The organism is Streptomyces sp. NPDC051315 (genome assembly GCF_044455165.1).
In the GTDB taxonomy this organism is placed as follows: domain Bacteria; phylum Actinomycetota; class Actinomycetes; order Streptomycetales; family Streptomycetaceae; genus Streptomyces.
On record NZ_JBITEN010000011.1, the window covers coordinates 63,144 to 77,045 of the forward strand.

Annotated in this window: 12 protein-coding genes and 1 riboswitch; of the genes, 8 read left to right on the plus strand and 4 right to left on the minus strand. The window is 74.2% G+C overall.

Features of this window, described 5'->3' with window-relative positions:
* Positions 1–19 precede the first annotated feature (19 nt).
* A complete protein-coding gene (locus ACIBBD_RS21665; protein ID WP_399421098.1) occupies positions 20–241 on the plus strand; it encodes a hypothetical protein in 222 nt (73 codons plus the stop codon).
* A gap of 156 nt (positions 242–397) precedes the next feature.
* On the opposite strand, the gene ACIBBD_RS21670 is transcribed toward ACIBBD_RS21665, so the two are convergent.
* From ACIBBD_RS21670 to ACIBBD_RS21680, 3 genes are all read right to left on the minus strand, one after another.
* Entirely contained in the window at positions 398–541 is a 144-nt protein-coding gene (locus ACIBBD_RS21670) for a hypothetical protein (RefSeq protein ID WP_399421099.1), read from the minus strand.
* Positions 542–1,039: 498 nt separating this feature from the next.
* Complete coding sequence (locus ACIBBD_RS21675) at positions 1,040–1,222, minus strand: hypothetical protein (RefSeq protein ID WP_399421100.1); 183 nt, start codon at positions 1,220–1,222, stop codon at positions 1,040–1,042.
* The gene (locus ACIBBD_RS21680) at positions 1,203–1,547 is read right to left on the minus strand and encodes a CU044_2847 family protein (RefSeq protein WP_399421307.1); all 345 of its coding nucleotides are present in this window, start codon (positions 1,545–1,547) and stop codon (positions 1,203–1,205) included. The genes ACIBBD_RS21675 and ACIBBD_RS21680 overlap by 20 nt, the downstream gene beginning before the upstream one ends.
* A 270-nt stretch (positions 1,548–1,817) precedes the next feature.
* A riboswitch (cobalamin riboswitch) is annotated at positions 1,818–1,891 on the plus strand.
* A gap of 121 nt (positions 1,892–2,012) precedes the next feature.
* Here ACIBBD_RS21680 and ACIBBD_RS21685 point away from each other — a divergent pair.
* Genes ACIBBD_RS21685 through cobI form a run of 7 tightly spaced genes read left to right on the plus strand, consistent with a single transcriptional unit; the run spans position 2,013 to position 12,921 of the window.
* Positions 2,013–2,966, plus strand: a complete 954-nt coding sequence (locus ACIBBD_RS21685; protein WP_399421101.1) for a cobalamin biosynthesis protein — start codon at positions 2,013–2,015, stop codon at positions 2,964–2,966.
* The gene (locus tag ACIBBD_RS21690; protein WP_399421102.1) at positions 2,963–4,471 is read left to right on the plus strand and encodes a cobyric acid synthase; all 1,509 of its coding nucleotides are present in this window, start codon (positions 2,963–2,965) and stop codon (positions 4,469–4,471) included. The genes ACIBBD_RS21685 and ACIBBD_RS21690 overlap by 4 nt, the downstream gene beginning before the upstream one ends.
* Positions 4,468–8,121 (plus strand): cobaltochelatase subunit CobN, encoded by a 3,654-nt coding sequence (gene cobN, locus ACIBBD_RS21695; RefSeq protein WP_399421103.1) that lies wholly within the window; start codon positions 4,468–4,470, stop codon positions 8,119–8,121. The genes ACIBBD_RS21690 and cobN overlap by 4 nt, the downstream gene beginning before the upstream one ends.
* Positions 8,118–10,124, plus strand: coding sequence for a putative cobaltochelatase (locus ACIBBD_RS21700; protein WP_399421104.1), 2,007 nt, complete (start codon positions 8,118–8,120; stop codon positions 10,122–10,124). Before cobN ends, ACIBBD_RS21700 begins: the two co-directional genes overlap by 4 nt.
* Positions 10,125–10,724, plus strand: coding sequence for a cob(I)yrinic acid a,c-diamide adenosyltransferase (gene cobO / locus ACIBBD_RS21705; RefSeq protein WP_399421105.1), 600 nt, complete (start codon positions 10,125–10,127; stop codon positions 10,722–10,724).
* Positions 10,724–12,193 (plus strand): cobyrinate a,c-diamide synthase, encoded by a 1,470-nt coding sequence (locus ACIBBD_RS21710; protein WP_399421106.1) that lies wholly within the window; start codon positions 10,724–10,726, stop codon positions 12,191–12,193. Before cobO ends, ACIBBD_RS21710 begins: the two co-directional genes overlap by 1 nt.
* Complete coding sequence (gene cobI, locus ACIBBD_RS21715) at positions 12,190–12,921, plus strand: precorrin-2 C(20)-methyltransferase (protein ID WP_399421107.1); 732 nt, start codon at positions 12,190–12,192, stop codon at positions 12,919–12,921. The genes ACIBBD_RS21710 and cobI overlap by 4 nt, the downstream gene beginning before the upstream one ends.
* Positions 12,922–12,932: 11 nt before the next feature.
* On the opposite strand, the gene ACIBBD_RS21720 is transcribed toward cobI, so the two are convergent.
* Positions 12,933–13,661, minus strand: coding sequence for a ZIP family metal transporter (locus ACIBBD_RS21720; RefSeq protein WP_399421108.1), 729 nt, complete (start codon positions 13,659–13,661; stop codon positions 12,933–12,935).
* Positions 13,662–13,902: the final 241 nt, after the last annotated feature.

Here is a 13,902-nt window from a genome sequence, read left to right on the forward strand (position 1 = left end):
ACGAAGGAAGAGAAGCATCATGAAGATCGACTGGGCGGCCCTCGGCTCCGTCTTCGGCGTCAGCCTCGTGGTCACGGTGGCCCTGGTGGGCCTGTTCACCCTCGGCATCATGGGCCTGTCGCGACGCGAGCGGGCCGTGGCACAGGGTGACTCCGCCGCGTTCGCGGTCACCGGGGCGTACGCGTGCTTCGCGGCTTGTGCGGCTGCGGTGGCGTACGGGATCTCGTTGATCGTGGCCTGACCCACGGCCGACTCGGTCCGCCCTGTCCTGGCCCTCATCGGGGATCGGGACAGGGCGGAGTCATGTCCGCGTCCGGGGAGACCCCGAGGGACTCGGCGGCCACGAACTCCGTCACGTCCGGGGGGCGGGGGCCGCGAAGGCGGCAGAGCGGCTCGATCACGACGCCCGCAAGAGGGGGAGCACTCCGGCGCGGACCAGCGACGACTTCCCGACCCCGGACGCCCCGGCCACCGGGACGAAGGGGTGGACGCGGAGGGCCACCGCGATGCGTTCGCTGTCCGCCCTGCGGGCGAAGAACACACCGGCGTCCTGCTCCCGGAAGGGTTCCGGGCCCGCGAAAGGGTGAGGGGCGCAGCGCCGGGTCCAGGCCCAGCAGCAGCGCGGCCGGGAGAAGATACGCCGTCGTCGCGCCCGTGCCCGTCTCCGCCGCCACCGTCATGCCCACCACCCCGCCCTGGTCGGTGTCCCACACCGGGGCGCCGCTGAAGCCCCGGCCGACGGGTGGGCCGCCGGGGAGGGGGCGGGCCTCCATCGCCGTCCAGCCCTTGCCGACGGGGGCGCGGAGGCGGCCGTCCACCCAGACGCCGTGGTCGTCGGTGCGGGCGGGGAAGCCCAGGACGCGGAAGGCGTGGTCCCAGGTCGCCGTGCCGCCGGCGAAGCGGACGGGGGCGGTGCCGGGGGCCGCGTCCGCCAGGGTCAGCAGGGCGATGTCGCCGCCGCCGTCGGGTCTGACGGGGCGCCAGTGGGTGACCGTGGCGCGGAGGTCGGAGGGTGGGGTGAGCGGGGGGAAGTCGACCGTCACCGGGGCGGCCGGCGGTGTCTCGGCCGCTCGTCGGTGCCCTGGGCGCTCGCCACCAGGTGGGCGCAGGTGCACAGTGTCCGGCGCGCGATCAGGAAGCCGCTGCCGGTGACCCGGCCGTCGGCGCTCCGGAAGCGGGCGATGGCGCACGGGAGTTCGTCGTCAGCGGTGGTCGGTGCCATCGCGCTGTCCGGGGAGGGCGGATTCGTCCTGCTGCGTCCAGTGCATGCTCACCGTGAAGTGGGCCTCGGTGGGGCCCCGCGCCACCACGACGCCCGCCTCGGCGCTGAGCGTGATGCCGAACTCGACGCTCACCGAGGCCGGCGGTCTCGGCAGGCCCCGCGCGCCGTCCAGGACCGCGCCGAGCGCCGGGCGCACCCGGGCCAGGGCCTGCTGGAGGGTCTCGGCCGCCCCGGCGACGGCCCCGCCGCGGGAGACGCGCTGGACGCCCGCCGGGCCGTCCCCGGCCACCTCCCGCAGCAGGATCTGCCCGTCGTCCAGCACCATTTGGCCCACGTACGCCACAGTGAGTCCCTCTCCCGCCCGTCCCGTCGTCCACGGGATTCACGGGGTATTGCAGGTGTTCGCGGCGGGCCGTCGCAAGCGGAGTCCGGCAGGACCACCTGGGTGAGGGGAATGCGGCCCGAGCGGCTCCCGCCGGTTCGCCCGCCGTGCTAGCGGTGTGGGGTTCTGCACACTCTCCCTGTGCAGGTCAACAGCAAGTTGACGGCTCTTCCGGGCCCGTGGTGGACTGCCGGGGCCATGTACGGCGACAGGAGAGGAAGCCGGTGTGAGTCCGGCGCGGTCCCGCCACTGTCACCGGGGTAGGTAGCCCCGGGAGCCAGGAACTCTCGTCGCCGGTCTCGTCGAACCAGGGCGTGGACACCCTGAGTGAGGACATATACGCCATGCTCGGCTGCCGTTCGAGGTACAGCACCCTGTCGTCGCCCGACTCCGCGGTCGGCTGAGCCGATGGGTGCCGATCGCGTTCACGCGTACGGCGCCGCCGCCGGCCTCCTGGGGGACCTGCTCCTCGGCGATCCGCGCCGGGGACATCCGGTCGCCGTGTTCGGGCGGGCCGCGGCCGGCGTGGAGCGGGTGCTGTGGCGGGACCACCGCGGGTGGGGCGCGCTGCACACCGTCGTGTGCGCCGGCGGGGCCGTCGCCCTGGGAGCCGTCGCCTCGCGTGCCGTACGGTCCTCCACCGCCGGCTCCGCCGCCCTCACCGCCGCGGCCACCTGGGCGGTGGTCGGGGGGGCCTCCCTCGTGCGGGAGGCCCGAGCCGTCGGGCGGGCCCTCGAGGCGGGGGACGTGGAGGGCGCGCGGGCGCGGTTGCCGCATCTGTGCGGCCGGGATCCGCAGGCGCTCGACGCGGACGGGATCGCCCGGGCGGTCGTGGAGTCCGTCGCCGAGAACACGTCCGACGCCGTCGTGGGGGCGCTGGTGTGGGGCGCCGTGGGCGGGGTGCCGGGGCTGCTCGGGTTCCGGGCCGTCAACACCCTCGACGCCATGGTCGGGCACAGGTCGCCGCGTCATCTGCGGTTCGGGTGGGCGTCGGCGCGGCTCGACGACCTCGCCGGGTGGCCGGGGGCGCGGCTGACGGCCGTACTCGCCGCCGTGGCGGGGGACGATCCGCGGGGCGCCGTACGGGCCTGGCGGGCCGACGCCGGCAAGCACCCCAGTCCCAACGCGGGGCCGGTGGAGGCCTCGTTCGCGGGCGCCCTCGGGGTGCGGCTGGGCGGCACCCTCTCCTACGGCGGCCGGGTCGAGCACCGGCCCGTGCTCAACGGGGCGGCGGGGCGGCCCGTCGTCCCGCACGACATCGAACGCGCCGCACGGCTCTCCCGCCGCGTCGGCCTGCTCGCGCTCGGCGTCACGGTCGCCGCGCGGGCCATCGCCACGAGAGCGAAGGGGCGTACGTCATGAGCGGGGGTCTCCTCGTCGCCGGCACCACCTCCGACGCCGGCAAGAGCGTCGTCACCGCCGGGATCTGCCGGTGGCTGGTGCGGCAGGGGGTCAAGGTCGCGCCCTTCAAGGCGCAGAACATGTCGCTGAACTCGTTCGTCACCCGCGAGGGTGCCGAGATCGGGCGGGCTCAGGCCATGCAGGCGCAGGCCTGCCGGGTGGAGCCCACCGCGCTGATGAACCCCGTGCTGCTGAAGCCGGGTGGGGAGCAGAGCAGTCAGGTGGTGCTGCTCGGGAAGCCCGTGGGTGAGCTGAGTGCCCGGGGCTACCACGGGGGGCGGCAGCAGAAACTGCTGGGGACCGTGCTGGAGTGTCTCGCCGAGTTGCGGGGCACGTATGACGCGGTGATCTGTGAGGGGGCGGGCAGTCCGGCCGAGATCAATCTGCGCCGGACGGACATCGTGAACATGGGGATCGCCCGGAATGCCGGGCTTCCGGTCCTCGTCGTCGGCGACATCGATCGCGGCGGTGTCTTCGCCTCCTTCTTCGGGACCGTCGCGCTGCTCTCGCCCGAGGACCAGGCGCACGTCGCCGGGTTCCTCGTGAACAAGTTCCGGGGGGACGTGTCCCTGCTGGAGCCCGGGCTCGACATGCTGCACGGCCTCACCGGACGGCACACGTACGGCGTCCTGCCCTTCCGGCACGGCCTCGGCATCGACGAGGAGGACGGGATGGCGGTGTCCCTGCGGGGGGCCGTGCGGGAGTCGGACGTCGCCCCGCCCGTGGGCCAGGACGTGCTGCGGGTCGCCGTCTGCGCGATCCCGCTCATGTCCAACTTCACCGATGTGGACGCGCTGGCCGCCGAACCGGGCGTCGTGGTGCGGTTCGTGGACCGGCCGGAGGAACTGGCGGACGCCGACCTCGTGGTCGTCCCGGGGACCCGGGGGACCGTACGGGCGCTGGAGTGGCTGCGGGAGCGGGGGCTGGCGGACGCGCTGGTGCGCAGGGCCGCCGAGCACAGGCCCGTCCTCGGCATCTGTGGCGGCTTCCAGATCCTCGGCGAGCGCATCGAGGACGACGTCGAGAGCCGGCTCGGTCAGGTGGAGGGCCTGTCGGTCCTGCCGGTCCGGGTGCGGTTCGCGCGCGAGAAGACGCTCACCCGGCCCGTCGGCGAGGCCCTCGGCGAGCGGGTCGAGGGGTACGAGATCCATCACGGGGTCGCCTCGGTCGACGGGGGCGAACCGTTCCTGGACGGCTGCCGGGTCGGGCAGACCTGGGGCACGCACTGGCACGGTTCGCTGGAGTCGGACGGTTTCCGGCGGGCCTTCCTGCGCGAGGTGGCGGCCGCCGCGGGCCGCCGTTTCGTGCCGGCCCCGGACACCTCGTTCGCCGCGCTGCGCGAGGAGCAGCTCGACCGGCTCGGCGACCTGATCGAACAGCACGCGGACACGGACGCGCTCTGGCGGCTCATCGAGTCGGGCGCGCCACAAGGACTGCCTTTCATTCCACCGGGAGCGCCCGCATGAGCACAGTGTTGTTGTTGTCGACCGCCGACACCGATCTGCTGGCGGCCCGGGCCGCCTCCGGTGCCTCCTACCGGATCGGCAACCCCACCCGGGTGGACGTGGCCGAGGAGCTCCCCGGCCTGATCGAGGGCGCCGACATCGCCGTCGTACGGCTGCTGGGCGGCAAGCGGGCCTGGGAGGACGGGCTCGCCGCGCTGCGGGCGTCCGGTGTGCCGACCGTGCTGCTGGGCGGGGAGGCCGTTCCCGACGCGGAGTTGATGGCCGAGTCGTCGGTACCGGCCGGTGTCGTCGCGGAGGCCCTGAAGTACCTCGTGGAGGGCGGGCCGGACAACCTGACCGAGCTGGCGCGGTTCCTGTCGGACACCGTGCTGCTGACGGGTGAGGGGTTCGTCGAGCCGCGGAAGATGCCCGAGTACGGGGTGCACGGGGAGCGGGACCTCGTCGAGGGCCGGCCGACCGTGGGGGTGCTCTTCTACCGGGCGCACGAGCTGAGCGGCAACACCGCCTTCGTGGACACGCTGTGCGACGCGATCGAGGCGCGGGGCGCCAACGCCCTTCCCGTTTTCTGCGGTTCGCTGCGGGGTGCGGAGCCCGGGCTGTACGAGATCCTCGGGCGGGCCGACGCGCTCGTCGCCACCGTCCTCGCCGCCGGCGGCACGCACGCCTCGCACGCCTCCGCGGGCGGCGACGAGGAGGCCTGGGACATCGGGGCGCTCGCCGACCTAGACGTGCCGGTGCTGCAGGGGCTGTGCCTGACCTCGTCGCGGGCCGCCTGGGACGAGTCCGATGCCGCCCTCTCCCCCATGGACGCGGCGATGCAGGTCGCGATCCCGGAGTTCGACGGACGCCTGATCACGGTCCCCTTCTCCTTCAAGGAGCAGGGGCCGGACGACGTGCCGGTGTACGTCGCCGACCCGGAGCGGGCCGCGCGGGTCGCCGGGATCGCCGTACGGCACGCCCGGCTGAAGCACAGGGCGAACGCCGACAAGAAGGTCGCGCTGGTCTTCACCGCGTACCCGACCAAGCACTCGCGGGTGGGCAACGCGGTGGGTCTGGACACGCCCGCGTCGGCGGTGCGGGTGCTGGACGCGCTGCGGGACGCCGGGTACGTCGTCGAGGGGTACCCCGACAACGGTGACGAGCTGATCCACCGGCTCATCGAGGCCGGCGGCCACGACGTGGAGTGGCTGACCGAGGAGCAGCTGTCCGCGGCGCCGGCGCGCGTGCCGTTGGCCGACTACCGGGCCTGGTTCGACCGGCTCGACCCGGGGCTCAGGGAGGCGATGACCGAGGCGTGGGGCGAGCCGCCGGGTTCCCTCTACGTCGACGGCGACGACATCGTGCTCGCCTCCCTGCGGTTCGGGAACGTCGTCGTGATGATCCAGCCGCCGCGCGGCTTCGGCGAGAACCCGATCGCGATCTACCACGACCCGGACATGCCGCCGTCCCACCACTACATGGCGGCCTACCGCTGGCTCGAGAACAGCTTCGGCGCCGACGCGATCGTCCACATGGGCAAGCACGGCACGATGGAGTGGCTGCCCGGCAAGGGGCTGGGGCTGAGCGGCGGGTGCGCCCCGGACGCCGTGCTCGGCGACCTGCCGCTGATCTACCCGTTCATCGTCAACGACCCCGGTGAGGGCACCCAGGCCAAGCGGCGCGGGCACGCCACCGTCGTCGACCACCTGGTGCCGCCGATGGCGCGCGCGGACACCTACGGCGACCTGGCCAAGCTGGAGCAGCTGCTCGACGAGTACGCCCTCGTCTCCGACCTGGACCCGGCCAAGGCGCCGGCCGTGCGGGCGCAGATCTGGACGCTGGTGAAGGCGGCCGAGCTCCACCACGACCTGCATGTCGACGAGCAGCCGGACGACGACACGTTCGACGAGTTCGTCATGCACATCGACGGCTACCTGTGCGAGATCAAGGACGTGCAGATCCGCGACGGCCTGCACATCCTGGGCGGCGGGCCGGTCGGTGAGCCCCGGGTCAACCTCGTCCTCGCCGTGCTGCGGGCCTCGCAGGTGTGGGGCGGGCAGGCGAACGCGCTGCCGGGGCTGCGGGCCTCGCTGGCCGCTCACTTCGGGCTGGTGGAGAAGGAGCTACTGGCCGAGCCGGGCGCGCCGGTGAAGGTGCCGGTCGAGCTGACCGACCTGGTGGAGGGGCCGTCGCGTACGGCCGCCGACGCGATCGACCTGCTGGAGCAGTTGTGCCGGCGGCTCGCGGAGGCGATGGAGGCGCGGGACTGGGCGGTCGCGGAGAGCGCCGCGCTGGTCCGTGAGGTCCTCGGTACCGAACTCCCCGCCGCCGTGGGGGTGCTGGAGTTCGCCTGCGCCGAGGTCGTGCCGCGGCTGGCCCGGACCACCGACGAGATCGGCCACATCCTGAGGGCGCTCGACGGCGGGTACGTCCCGGCGGGTCCGTCCGGTTCGCCGACGCGGGGGCTCGTCAACGTCCTGCCGACCGGCCGGAACTTCTACTCCGTCGATCCCAAGGCCATTCCCTCCCGGCTGAGCTGGGAGGTGGGGCAGTCGCTCGCCGACTCGCTGGTGCAGCGCTACCTCCAGGACACCGGTGAGTACCCGACGTCCGTCGGCCTGACGGTGTGGGGCACGTCCGCGATGCGGACGCAGGGCGACGACATCGCCGAGATCCTCGCGCTGCTGGGCTGCCGCCCGGTGTGGGACGACGCCTCGCGCCGGGTGACCGGCTTCGAGATCGTGCCGCTCACCGAGCTCGGCCGGCCGCGCATCGACGTCACGGTCCGAATCTCCGGCTTCTTCCGGGACGCCTTCCCGCACGTCGTCGGTCTGATCGACGACGCGGTGCGGGCGGTGGCCGACCTCGACGAGCCCGCCGAGTCCAACTTCGTCCGCGCGCACGTCGACGAGGACGCGGCCGGGCACGGCGACCGGCGGCGGGCGACCGCCCGTATCTTCGGCTCCAAGCCGGGGGCGTACGGCGCCGGGCTGCTGCCGCTGATCGACGCCCGGAACTGGCGGTCGGACGCCGACCTCGCCGAGGTGTACGCGGTGTGGGGCGGGTACGCCTACGGGCGCGGACTGGACGGGCGGGCGGCCCGCGGGGACATGGAGACCGCGTTCAGGCGGATCGCCGTCGCCGCGAAGAACGTCGACACGCGTGAGCACGACCTGGTCGACGCCGACGACTACTTCCAGTACCACGGCGGCATGGTCGCCATGGTGCGGCACCTGACGGGCGCCAACCCCGAGGCGTACGTGGGCGACTCGGCGACACCGGACCAGGTGAGGACCCGCACGCTGGGCGAGGAGACGCACCGTGTCTTCCGCGCCCGGGTGGTCAACCCGCGCTGGATGGCGGCGATGCGGCGGCACGGCTACAAGGGCGCCTTCGAGATGGCGGCGACCGTCGACTACCTGTTCGGCTACGACGCCACGGCCGGCGTCGTCGACGACTGGATGTACGAGAAGCTCAGCGCGGAGTACGTCTTCGACGCGGAGAACCGCAACTTCATGAAGAAGTCCAACCCGTGGGCGCTGCGCGGGATCACCGAGCGGCTGCTCGAGGCCGCCGACCGGGGGCTGTGGGCCGAGCCGGACGCGGACACCCTGGAACGGCTGCGGGCCACCTACCTGGAGCTGGAAGGCGACTTGGAGGGCGACCAGTGACCACCCCGTTCCCGTTCACGGCCGTCGTCGGCCAGGACGACCTGCGGCTCGCGCTGCTGCTGAACGCCGTGTCCCCGGCAGTCGGCGGGGTGCTGGTGCGCGGCGAGAAGGGCACCGCCAAGTCGACGGCGGTGCGGGCCCTGTCGGCGCTGCTGCCCGAGGTCGACGTCGTCGCCGGGTGCCGCTTCTCGTGCGACCCGGCGTCCCCCGACCCGACCTGCCCGGACGGACCGCACGAGGCGGCTCCCGGAGTCCGGCGCCCGGCGCGGATGGTGGAACTGCCCGTCGGCGCCTCGGAGGACCGGCTGGTGGGCGCGCTGGACATCGAGCGGGCGCTCGCCGAGGGCGTGAAGGCCTTCGAGCCGGGCCTCCTCGCGGACGCGCACCGCGGCATCCTCTACGTCGACGAGGTCAACCTCCTCCACGACCACCTGGTCGACCTGCTGCTGGACGCGGCGGCGATGGGCGCCTCGTACGTCGAGCGCGAGGGTGTCTCCGTGCGGCACGCGGCACGGTTCCTGCTGGTCGGCACCATGAACCCCGAGGAGGGCGAGCTGCGGCCGCAGCTGCTCGACCGGTTCGGGCTGACCGTCGAGGTCGCGGCCTCGCGGGAGCCCGACCAGCGGGTGGAGGTCGTCCGGCGGCGGCTGGCCTACGACGACGACCCGGCCGGCTTCGCCGCGCGGTGGGCGGACGAGGAGGCCGCCGTACGGGCGCGGGTGGTGGCCGCGCGGGCGCTGCTGCCGCGGGTGCGGCTGGGTGACGGGGCGCTGCGGCAGATCGCGGCGACCTGTGCGGCCTTCGAGGTGGACGGCATGCGGGCCGACATCGTGATGGCGCGGACGGCGACGGCGCTGGCCGCCTGGGCCGGGCGGACCGACGTACTGGCCGAGGACGTGCGGCAGGCCGCGCTGCTGGCGCTGCCGCACCGGCGGCGGCGCAACCCCTTCGACGCGCCGGGACTCGACGAGGACAAACTCGACGAGACGCTGGAGCAGTTCTCCGGCGACGACGATCCCGACGCCGATCCCGATCCCGACGGGCCGGACGGACCCGGCGGGGGCGGTGGGCAGCCGTCGCCCAACGAGGGCCCGCAGGGCGGTGACACGGGCGCGCGGCCCGAGGCCGGTGAGGGCGGGGAGCCCCGGGCCTCGGGTTCCCGGGAGCAGGCCGCGGCGCGTGCCGCCGAGCCCTTCCGCACCAAGGTGCTGAGCGTGCCCGGGATCGGTGAGGGTGCCGCCGGGCGGCGTTCGCGGGCGCGGACCGAGCACGGCCGGACGACGGGTGCCCGGCGGCCGAGGGGGGCGCTGACCAAGCTGCACCTGGCGGCGACCGTGCAGGCGGCGGCGCCGCATCAGCGGGCCCGGGGGCGCTCGGGGCCGGGGCTGGTGGTGCGGCGGGACGATCTGCGGCAGGCGACCCGGGAGGGGCGTGAGGGGAACCTCGTGCTGTTCGTGGTCGACGCCTCCGGGTCCATGGCGGCGCGGCAGCGGATGAGTGCCGTGAAGGGGGCCGTGCTGTCGCTGCTGCTGGACGCCTACCAGCGGCGGGACAAGGTGGGGCTCGTGACGTTCCGGGGGGCGGACGCCGAGGTGGCGCTGCCGCCGACGTCGTCCGTCGACGCCGCGGCCGTCCGGCTGGAGTCGCTGCCCACCGGTGGGCGGACGCCGCTGGCCGCCGGGCTGCTCAGGGCGCACGACGTGCTGCGGGTGGAGCGGCTGCGGGATCCGGCTCGGCGGGCGCTCGTGGTGGTCGTGACGGACGGGCGGGCCACCGGTGGGCCCGAGCCGGTCGCGACGGCCGGGCGGGCGGCTCGGCTGTTCGCCGCCGACGGCGTCGCGTCGGTGGTCGTGGACTGCGAGTCGGGGCCCGTGCGGCTGGGGCTCGCCGGGCAGCTCGCGGGTGAGCTCGGCGGTACGGCGGTGACGCTGGACGAGCTGCGGGCGGACTCCATCGCCGGGCTGGTGCGAGATGTGCAGGGGACTTCGAGGAGGGCCGCGTAAATGCCGCAGGGACAGCCGAGTGTCGTGCCGGACGACGGACTGACGACGCGCCAGCGGCGTAATCGTCCGCTGGTGGTCGTGCACACCGGGATCGGGAAGGGCAAGTCGACCGCCGCCTTCGGGCTCGCGCTGCGCGCCTGGAACCAGGGGTGGCCGATCGGGGTGTTCCAGTTCGTCAAGTCGGCGAAGTGGAAGGTCGGCGAGGAGAACGCGCTGCGGGTCCTGGGAGCCTCCGGTGAGGGCGGTTCCGTCGACTGGCACAAGATGGGTGAGGGATGGTCGTGGGTGCAGCGCGACCGGCAGATGGACAACGAGGAGAAGGCCCGGGAGGGCTGGGAGCAGGTCAAGCGGGACCTCGCCGCCGAGACGTACCGGCTGTACGTGCTGGACGAGTTCGCGTACCCGATGCACTGGGGGTGGGTCGACACCGATGAGGTGATCGACGTGCTGCGGAACCGTCCGGGGACCCAGCATGTCGTGATCACCGGGCGGAACGCGCCCGACAAGCTCGTCGACCTCGCCGACCTCGTGACCGACATGTCCAAGGTCAAGCACCCCATGGACGTCGGTCAGAAGGGGCAGAGGGGCATCGAGTGGTGATGTCCTCGTCCGTGCCCCGGCTGGTCGTCGCCGCGCCCTCCTCGGGCAGCGGCAAGACCACCGTCGCCACGGGGTTGATGGCCGCGCTGAGCGCGCGGGGGCTCGCCGTGTCCCCGCACAAGGTCGGGCCGGACTACATCGACCCCGGGTACCACGCGCTCGCCACCGGGCGCGCGGGGCGCAACCTCGACGCGTACCTGTGCGGGCCGGAGCTGATCGCTCCGCTGTTCCGGCACGGGGCCCGGGGGTGCGACATCGCCGTCGTCGAGGGCGTGATGGGGCTGTACGACGGGGCCGCGGGGGAGGGTGAACTGGCGTCCACCGCGCAGGTGGCGAAGCTGCTGCGGGCGCCGGTGGTGCTGGTGGTGGACGCGTCGTCGCAGTCGCGGTCGGTGGCTGCGCTGGTCCACGGGTTCGCTTCGTGGGATCCGGAGGTCCGGATCGGGGGCGTGATCCTCAACAAGGTCGCGTCGGACCGGCACGAGTCGTTGCTGCGGGAGGCGCTGGACGCGGCCGGGGTGCCGGTGCTGGGGGTGCTGCGGCGGGTCGCCCAGGTGGGTACGCCGTCGCGGCATCTGGGGCTGGTGCCGGTCGCCGAGCGGCGGGCTCAGGCCGTGGAGGCGGTCGCCGCCATGGCGGAGCAGGTGCGCGCGGGGTGCGATCTCGAGGCGTTGGTCGCGCTGGCGGGGAGTGCCGGCGCGCTGTCGTGCGCGGCCTGGGACGCGGCTGAGGTGCTGGCTTCCTCGCCCCCTCCCTCCCTCACCGCCCCGATCCCGGGGGCCACCGCCCCCGGATCCCCGCTGTCGGCCCCGGACGGGCCCGGTCCTCACGCGCCGGACGGGCCGAACACCGCCGGCCCGGACTCGAAGGTGAGAGTCGCCATGGCAGGCGGTCCCGCCTTCACCTTCTCCTACGCCGAGCACGCCGAACTCCTCACCGCCGCCGGTGCGGACGTCGTTGCGTTCGACCCGCTGCGCGACGAGCGGCTTCCGGACGGCACCCGCGGACTGGTCATCGGCGGCGGGTTTCCCGAGGTGTACGCCGCCGAGCTGTCCGCCAACGAACCCCTGCGCGAGGCCGTCGCGGCCCTCGCGAAGAGCGGCGCTCCCGTCGCCGCCGAGTGCGCGGGGCTGCTGTACCTGTGCCGTGAGCTCGACGGGCAGCCCATGTGCGGGGTCCTCGACGTCACCGCGCGCATGTCCGAGCGGCTCACCCTCGGGTATCGGGACGCCGTGGCCGTCAGCGACAGCGTGCTCGCCGAGGCCGGGACGCGGATGCGGGGACACGAGTTCCACCGGACCGTGGTGGAGCCCGGGTCGGGGGAGGTCGCCGCCTGGGGTGTGCGCACCCCCCGACGGCGACTCGAAGGTTTTGTACAGCAAGGTGTGCACGCGAGTTATCTGCACACGCACTGGGCGGCCGAGCCCGGTGTGGCCCGTCGGTTCGTGGAGAGGTGCCGGACGTCATGAGCAGCAGGCTGGTCGGAGTCGGGGTCGGGCCCGGTGATCCGGAGCTGGTGACCGTCAAGGGCGTCAACGCGCTGCGTGCGGCCGACGTCGTCGTCGTACCCGTGATGGACACCGGGGAGCGGGGGCGGGCCGAGGCGACCGTCCTGCACTACGTGCCCGAGGAGAAGGTCGTCCGGGTCGTGTTCGCGCTCAACGAGCGCAGTGACCGGGCGCGGCGGGAGGCGGCCTGGGATGCCGCCGGGGAGCGGGTCGCGGGGTTGCTGGAGCGGCACGGCCATGTCGCGTTCGCGACCATCGGGGATCCCAACGTGTACTCGACCTTCACCTACCTCGCCCAGACCATCGGGGAGTCGGTGCCGGGCACCGTCATCGAGACCGTGCCCGGCATCACCGCCATGCAGGATCTCGCGGCGCGGTCGGGGGCGGTGCTGACGGAGGGCACCGAGCCGTTGACGCTGGTGCCCGTGACCGCCGGTTCCGCCGTGCTGAAGGACGCGCTGGCCGGGCCGGGCACCGTCGTCGCCTACAAGTTCGGGCGGCAGGCCGCCGAGGTCGCCGAGGCGCTGCGGGAGACCGGGCGGATCGGGGACGCCGTGTGGGGGGCGGCGCTCGGGCTGCCCGAACAGTCGATCCGGCCCGCCGCCGACCTCGGTGCGGAGCCCCTCCCCTACCTCTCCACGCTCATCGCGCCCGCCCGGCGTGACGGCGGACGGGGCGGCAAGCTGTGAGACCGTCCCCCTCAGCCCGCCAGGCCCACCACCAGCCAGATGAACGCCACGCCCGCTACCGTGCACAGCAGGGTCGAGCGGGCGGGGTGTGTGTGGTGGGCCTCGGGGAGGATCTCGGCCGCCGCGAGATACAGCAGCGCGCCGCCGAACAGACCGAGATAGGCGCCGAGCAGGTGCTCGGGGATCGTGACGAACACGGTCGAGGCGGCGCCGGCCACCGGGGCCACCGCGTCCGCGAACAGCATGATCAGGGCCCTGCGGCGGGCGTTCCCGTACACGCTGGTGATCGTGTACGTGTTGAAGCCGTCCGCGAAGTCGTGGGCGACGACGGCGAGCGCGACGGCCGCGCCCATGCCGCCGCCGACCTGGAAGGCCGCGCCGATCGCCACGCCGTCCATGGCGCTGTGGCCGACCATCGCCGCGGCCGCCGTCAGGCCCACCTCGGGGGTACGGCCGTCGTCCTCCTCGGCGCCGTGCGCGGCCTGACGGTGGGCGAGAAGACGTTCCACCAGATGGGCGAGGAGGAAGCCCGCGACGAACAGCAGCAGGGCGGCCGGAACGCCGAAGATGTCGGTGCCGGCCGCCTCCAGGGCCTCCGGCAGCAGGTCCAGGCCGACCACGCCCAGCATCAGGCCGCCGGCCAGGCCCAGCACCAGATGGCGGCGGTCGGTGACCCGCTGCGCCGTCCAGCCGCCGGCCAACGTCATCAGGAACGCGCCGAGCGCGACGATCACCGCCATGTGCCCTTCGTATCCGATCGGGCCCCGGCCCCGCGCATCCGGCCACCGCGCGTGTCCGGCCCGGGGCGGGGCGCGGACGGCCGCCGTGCGCTCACATCCGGTGGGGGCCCGGCCGCGCGCGCCCGGCAGCCGCTCGTCACCCGTCCGGCCCCGGCCCCCCGCATCCGGCACCCGCTCCTGACCGCTCCGGGCCCGGCCCCCCGCACCCGGACCCCGCTCACCCCCAGTCCAGCCCCGGCCG